Genomic DNA, 6,315 nt, shown 5'->3' with positions numbered 1-6,315 from the left:
TTGTGCCGGGACCCCATGCCGCCGGTCACGTACTCCTTGGTGCCGTGAGCCGAGCGCCACTGGGCGTCGAGAGCGGCAGCGATCGCCGCATCGGCCCTCTCCGCCTCGAGGTCCGCGAGGCCCGCGTTCAGGTACAGCTGGCGGACCGCGTGGCCGGTGGCCTCCTGTGCCTCGCGCACGGGGGCGTGGTCCTGGTGGTACGCAGGCTCGAACGGACCTGTCCCCAGCGCGCCGGTGCCGCGCCTGTCGACCATGGCGGCGGCGGTGTCGAGATAGGCGATCTCCCCGGTGTGGCGGTAGAGCTCGACGAGCGCGGTCTCGATCTCGGGGTGGCCGCAATAGCCGTCGGCGCGCGCCGAGTCGGGACCGAACTCGCGGACCGCGAGGTCGGCGAAGCGTCGCGCGACCTGCATGAGGTCGTCGGCCCCCGTGGCGCGCTCGCGGGCGACGGCAGCCTGGATCAGGTGGCCCAGCACGTACAGCTCGTGCCCCCACCGCATGTCGCGCCACGGCTCCTGGTCGTCGTGGCCCTGGACGTGCGAGTACAGGTAGCCGTCCTCGCGCTGCACCCGGGCCAGCAGGGCGGTGGCCGACTGCGCGAAGTCCTCCCAGGGCTGCTTTCCCGGGACGCGCGCGGACTCCCACGCGATCGCCTCGAGGGTCTTGTGGAGGTCCGAGTCCGCGAAGTTGAAGCCCCGGTAGTCTGCGGCGGCCTCCTCGGCCACGCGACGCAGGTTGTCCATGACGCCGCTGCTCTCGAGGCGCGCGATCACGTGGGGCAGAGTGCGCTCGCGGTTGATGCGCTGCCAGGTGCCGAGCTCGCCGCCGGGCGCCAGCGAGACCTCAGTCAGGGGCAGGGGCGTGAGATCTGCGCACGCTGGCACGCGCGCGGCGGGCAGAGGTGCGGTGCGGGTGGAGTCTGGCATGGATCCTCATCGATAACTGGCACTCGCGCGGAGCGAGGCGCGGCTTCTTTGCAACGATGTAAATCATACCTGCCTCGAGCGTCGGACGTTACCCATCGCCTCGCCCGCCCCCGCGCGCGGTAGTACGAACCAGGAGTCGCCCACGCCCTCGGCGTGTCGGCCGGATCCGGGTCTCCCGACGGCGTGTCGCATCAGGATTTGGTTCGTACTGTCGGGGCCACGCGGCCAAGCGAGCCGGGCGCGGGCAGGGTGCGGACGCTGAGAACCGCGTCACCGCGCCAGGGACCGCTCGAGGCGCGCCAGGCTGCGAGCGACCCTGGCGGGTGCCTGCGCTCGCGGCCGGGACGCCACCGTCGCCGCGCCGCTTCCCTCGCGCCACGGGCGTTCGACCGCGGCTCCCGCCCAACGATGGTAGGCGGCAGTCAGTTCAGGGGAGACGACGGCGTGCTGCGACAGTGCGGCGGCGAGCATGTGGGCCTGCAGGCTCGCGCTGCGCACGCTGACGCCCGCGAGCGGGTCGAGCGTGCACAGCGAGTCCCCCACGAGCACGAGGCCGTCGAGTGGGGTCGTGGAGAGGTGCGGACGGCGCAGGCGCGTGCGCGCCAGCGTCGCGTGGCCCAGGGACGAGCGCGGCTCGCAGCCGTCGACGACCATCGCCAGCGCAGGGTCGCCGAGCGTCTCGATCGCGGCGGAGAAGCCCGCTGGCGTGGTGGGTGCGGTGCGTGCAGGCCACGTGCCAAGGGTCACGGCCCAGCGGTCACCCTCGATGGGCGCCAACGTGGCGACGCGCCCGCCGCGCGCATCTCGCGCAGTGGACGCCATCGCCACCGCCGTGGCGCTGCGAGCGAAGATCCGTGTGCGGTAGTCCATCGACAGCACGACCGAGGTCGCCGTCGGCGCCTCCACCCCGTCCTCGATCGCGCTCGCGAGCAGCTGCGCTCCGCGGCCCGTCGCGTCGACCACCAGGTCCGCGTTCATGGCGGCTCCGGCGGCGCTGACACCTGTGATGCGACGGCCCGTGAGGAGCGCTCGCTCGGCGTGGACGCCATCATGGACGGACACGTTCGGGTGATCGTGGAGCAGGCGACGCCGGACAGTGTCCAGCACCAGCCGCTCGGTGAGTGCGAGCGTGGCGGGGTGGTCGACGGGCCGGTAGGCGTTCGAGGGGGCCCCGTCGCGTGCGACCGGCACGGCTCCTGCGCGCAGCAGATCCCCCGCAAGCCCTGGCATCCGGGCCTCGAGCAGTGCAAGCGTGGGTGGGGTGAGCGTGCAGGCCGGCCAGAGGCCAGCGGCCGTGGGAGCGGCGCCCACGGCGTCGTCGACGCGAGTGCGCTCCAGAATGGTGACGTGAGCGACGTGGTCGCTCAGTGCGCGGGCGGCGAGCAGTCCGGCGATTCCGGCTCCCACCACGACGGCATGGTTCTCATGACGTGTCGTCATCGGTGATCCTCCTGGGTGTGGTGTGCCCTGTAGGGCACCCGCACCATGGTCCGGATCGCGCGTGAGGGACGCTCAGTGCGCGCGTGAGGATCGCCTGAGGGTTGCCGCGTGACAACATACCGCCCGGTCGGTATGGTTGGACTCGCGGTGCGGGTGCACCGACGACGAGGAGGTCGCGCATGCGCATCACGGGTGCGGTGCTGGAGACATCGGGAGCGAGCGCCCCGTACGCACAGTCACGTCCGCTCACCGTGCAGGAGCTCGAGCTTGACCCTCCCGGCCCCGGCGAACTGCTCGTGCGCATCGAGGCGGCCGGCGTGTGTCACTCCGACCTCAGTGTGGTCGACGGCAACCGCGTGCGCCCCACCCCCATGCTCCTCGGTCACGAGGCGGCAGGAATCGTCGAGGCCACGGGCGACGGCGTCGAGGACGTCGCGCTCGGCACCCAGGTGGTGATGACCTTCCTCCCGCGCTGCGGCGAGTGCGACGGGTGCCGCACGGACGGGCGCCTCCCGTGCGTCCCGGGCACGCTCGCGAACAACGCCGGGACGCTGGTGGGCGGCGACCGGCGCCTGCACCGCTCCGTCGCGGGGGAAGCCGACCAGGACGTCCACCACCACCTGGGCGTCTCCGCGTTCGCGACCCACGCCGTGGTGAGCCGCACGTCAGTGGTGCCCGTCGATCTGGACGTGCCTCCTGCCGTCGCTGCGCTCCTGGGGTGCGCCGTGCTCACCGGAGGCGGAGCCGTGCTGAACGCCGGCAGGCCCGCCCCCGGCGCGACGGTGATGGTGGTGGGTCTGGGCGGCGTGGGCATGGCGGCACTGCTGGTCGCCGCGGCACTCGGCCACGAGGTCGTGGGCGTGGATCCGGTCCCATCCAAGCTCGAGCTCGCGAGGTCGCTGGGGGCGTCGCAAGCCCTGCACCCCGACGACGCGGCGTCACGCGGATTGCGCGCGCCCGTCGTGATCGAGGCTGCCGGTTCCGCCCGCGCATTCGAGACGGCCTTCGCGCTCACCGCCCCCGGCGGCACGACGGTCACGGTGGGCCTCGCCGCCCCCGACGCCCGCGCCGCGATTCCGCCGCTGACTCTGACCGCCGAGGCCCGCACGGTCGTGGGCAGCTACCTGGGCTCTGCCGTGCCTGCCCGCGACATCCCGCGCTACGTCGAACTCTGGCGCGCGGGAGCGCTGCCTCTCGAGCGCCTGGTCTCCGCCCGCATCGGCCTCGAGGACCTTCCCGAGGCCATGGACCGGCTCGCGGAGGGCAGCGAGCTGCGCCAGCTCATCGAGTTCGCCCCGCCTGCGACGACTTCCCATCCCTGATGCTCACCCCACGAGAGGACACCGCATGACCCGCATTGCCATCGTCACCGGAGCCGCCCGCGGCATCGGCGCCGCGACCGCCTGCAGACTCGCCGAGGACGGCCACGCCGTCGCCGTCGTGGACCTCGACCAGGCCGCGTGCGCGGGCACCGTCGACGCGATCCGCCAGGCGGGGGGCCGCGCGATCGCCGTGGGCGCCGACGTCTCCGATGCGGACGCCGTCGACGCCGCCGTCGCCCGCGTCACCGAGGAGCTGGGCGCGCCCACGATCCTGGTCAACAACGCCGGCATCCTGCGCGACAACCTGCTGTTCAAGATGACCGTCGACGACTGGGACGCCGTCATGAACGTCCACCTGCGCGGCGCGTTCCTCATGAGCAAGGCGGTCCAGAAGCACCAGGTCGAGGCCGGGTGGGGACGCATCGTCAACCTCTCCAGCACCTCGGCGCTCGGCAACCGCGGCCAGGCGAACTACTCCGCGGCGAAGGCGGGCATGCAGGGCTTCACCAAGACCCTCGCGATCGAGCTGGGCCGCTACAACGTGACGGCGAACGCGATCGCGCCCGGCTTCATCTCCACGGACATGACCCGCGCCACCGCGCAGCGCCTCGGCGTCGAGTTCGACGACTTCGTGGGCCACATGGTCAAGGAGATCCCGGTGGGACGCGCCGGCCAGCCCGAGGACATCGCGGCCGCCGCGTCGTTCTTCTGCAAGGAGGAGGCGGGCTTCGTCACGGGACAGGTCCTCTACGTGGCAGGAGGGCCGCGCGCATGAGCATCGTCGTCGACACCCCCGCAGATCTGCCCGGCGTCGTGGGGCTCACCGCGACCGGCGAGTGGTTCGGGATCTCGCAGGAGCGCATCGCGCTGTTCGCGGACGCCACCGAGGACCACCAATGGATACACCTCGACCCCGAGCGCGCCGCCGCCGGGCCATTCGGCACCACGATCGCCCACGGCTACCTCACCCTCTCGCTCCTGCCGCACCTGGTGCTGGGCCTCCTCGAGGTCGGAGGCGTGGCGATGTCCGTCAACTACGGCCTCGACAAGGTGCGCTTCGTGCAGCCGGTCCCCGCCGGATCCCGCGTGCGCGCGGTCACCGAGATCACCTCGGTCGAGGCCAGCGCGCAGGGGTATCGGGTCTACTCCCACACCACGGTCGAGCTCGAGGGCTCCGACCGGCCCGCCGTCGTGGCGGACACGATCGGGCTGTTCGTGCCCATGCCTTCGTAGGGCCGATGCGGTGGAGGGGCCGATGTGGCGACGTCGCCGCATCGGCCCCTCGCCTTCCGCCACGGAGGCCGTGCGGCAACGAGCTCGGGCCCCGCGCTGCCGCGCGGGGCTCGAGCCATGTGCGGGGAGGCGTCAGACGCGCTCGATCACCATGGCCATGCCCTGCCCGCCGCCCACGCACATGGTCTCGAGCCCGTAGCGGCCGCCTGTCGCGGCGAGGCCGTTGATCAGGGTCGAGGTGATGCGTGCACCGGTCATGCCGAAGGGGTGGCCCACCGCGATCGCGCCGCCGTGGACGTTGAGGCGGTCCTCGTCGATGCCGAGCTGGCGCGCGGACGGGATGACCTGGGCGGCGAAGGCCTCGTTGATCTCGACCAGGTCGATGTCCTCGATGGTGAGGCCAGCGAGTTCGAGCGCGCGCCTCGAGGCGTCCACGGGGCCCAGGCCCATCACCTCAGGGGACACTCCGGTGACGCCCGTCGAGACGATGCGTGCCAGCGGAGACAGCCCCAACTCGTGCACGACCCTCTCGGACACGATCACTACGGCGGCGGCGCCATCGTTGAGCGGGCACGCGTTGCCGGCCGTGATGGTGCCGTCCGGCCGGAATACCGGGTCCAGGCCAGCGAGCACGTCGACGGTGGTGCCCGGACGCGGGCCGTCGTCGGCGGCGATGACCGTGCCGTCGTCGAGGGTGACGGGAGTGATGTCGCTGGCCCAGAATCCTGACTCGATCGCCGCGGCCGCGCGCTGCTGAGACCGCGCCGCGAACGCATCCTGCTCGTCGCGCGTGATCCCGTGCACCTGGGCGACGTTCTCCGCTGTCTGTCCCATGGCGATGTACGGATCCGGCAGCGCCCCGCTCGCGCGTGGGTCCTCCCAGGTGGGCGCACCGGCCTCGCTCCTCGCGGCGGTGCGGGCCAGCGCATCGGCGAAAACCAGGTTGACGGCCTCCGGTAGATCCGACGCGCCGGCCGCGTAGCGGCTGACGGACTCGACACCGGCGGACACGAACACGTCCCCCTCGCCCGCCTTGATCGCGTGGAGTGCCATGCGGGTGGTCTGCAGCGACGACGAGCAGTAGCGGTTGACGGTCGTGCCGCCCACGCCATCCCATCCGAGCAGCACGGGAACGATGCGCCCGATGTTGAAGCCCTGCTCTCCGGCGGGCTGGCCGCATCCCATCATGAGGTCGTCGATCCGCGCGGGATCGAGCCCCGGGACCTTCTCGACCGCGGCCGCGACCATGCGGGCGGCGAGGTCGTCGGGTCGGACCCCGACGAGCGAGCCCTTGTAGGCGCGTCCGATCGGTGAGCGGGCAGTGGCGACGATGTACGCCTCGGGCATGCGCATCCTCCTCGATGGCAGGGGTGACCGCCGCGCCGGCGACGCGG

At 72.4% G+C, this 6,315-nt stretch carries 6 protein-coding genes; 3 read left to right on the top strand and 3 right to left on the bottom strand.

What is annotated here, in order from left to right; translation table 11 throughout:
• Window positions 1-926, bottom strand: a 926-nt coding sequence (locus QZ483_RS03160; RefSeq protein ID WP_297081537.1) for a beta-L-arabinofuranosidase domain-containing protein, incomplete at its 3' end; no start/stop codon positions are given.
• Window positions 927-1,196: 270 nt separating this feature from the next.
• Entirely contained in the window at window positions 1,197-2,366 is a 1,170-nt protein-coding gene (locus tag QZ483_RS03155; protein ID WP_297081536.1) for an NAD(P)/FAD-dependent oxidoreductase, read from the bottom strand.
• A 179-nt stretch (window positions 2,367-2,545) separates the two neighbouring features.
• On the opposite strand from QZ483_RS03155, the gene QZ483_RS03150 reads away from it, so the two are divergent.
• From QZ483_RS03150 to QZ483_RS03140, 3 genes are read left to right on the top strand one after another with little or no spacing between them, the layout of a single operon-like run.
• Complete coding sequence (locus QZ483_RS03150) at window positions 2,546-3,688, top strand: zinc-binding dehydrogenase (protein ID WP_297081535.1); 1,143 nt, start codon at window positions 2,546-2,548, stop codon at window positions 3,686-3,688.
• A gap of 25 nt (window positions 3,689-3,713) precedes the next feature.
• On the top strand, window positions 3,714-4,463 hold the full coding sequence (fabG, locus tag QZ483_RS03145) for a 3-oxoacyl-ACP reductase FabG (RefSeq protein ID WP_297081534.1): 750 nt from the start codon (window positions 3,714-3,716) through the stop codon (window positions 4,461-4,463).
• Window positions 4,460-4,921: a MaoC family dehydratase gene (locus QZ483_RS03140; RefSeq protein ID WP_297081533.1), complete on the top strand. Its 462-nt coding sequence runs from the start codon at window positions 4,460-4,462 to the stop codon at window positions 4,919-4,921. Before fabG ends, QZ483_RS03140 begins: the two co-directional genes overlap by 4 nt.
• Window positions 4,922-5,053: 132 nt before the next feature.
• Here QZ483_RS03140 and QZ483_RS03135 read toward each other — a convergent pair whose 3' ends face one another.
• Window positions 5,054-6,268 (bottom strand): acetyl-CoA C-acetyltransferase, encoded by a 1,215-nt coding sequence (locus tag QZ483_RS03135; protein WP_297081532.1) that lies wholly within the window; start codon window positions 6,266-6,268, stop codon window positions 5,054-5,056.
• Between the last annotated feature and the right edge of the window lie 47 nt (window positions 6,269-6,315).

The organism is uncultured Demequina sp., assembly GCF_913055775.1.
Taxonomy (GTDB): Bacteria; Actinomycetota; Actinomycetes; order Actinomycetales; family Demequinaceae; genus Demequina.
This window is presented reverse-complemented; position numbering and strand designations above follow the sequence as displayed.